Raw genomic sequence first — 286 nt, forward strand, 5'->3', positions numbered from 1 at the left:
CAGAAATGCTGTCAACTACCGGAGAGTGAGTCTGGAAGACACGCTCAACGCCTTCGCCGTTGGAAATTTTACGAACAGTGAATGCAGAGTGCAGACCGCGGTTACGAATAGCGATAACCACGCCCTCGAATGCCTGCAGACGTTTTTTGGAACCTTCAACAACCCATACTTTCACTTCCACGGTATCACCCGGACGGAAGGAAGGTACGTCCTGCTTCATCTGCTCTTGTTCAAGTTGCTTAATAATGTTGCTCATAATTTAATCTCTTATCCTGGGTAAACTGAT

Annotated in this window: 1 protein-coding gene; it reads right to left on the bottom strand. The window is 46.9% G+C overall.

The features are described 5' to 3' along the window. Positions 1–256: 50S ribosomal protein L19 (rplS, locus tag AC0L3J_RS37975; RefSeq protein WP_473350536.1), on the bottom strand; the 256-nt coding region annotated here is incomplete at its 3' end. Positions 257–286 lie beyond the last annotated feature (30 nt).

The sequence above is a fragment of the Bradyrhizobium sp. Kon37 genome, assembly GCF_055807535.1.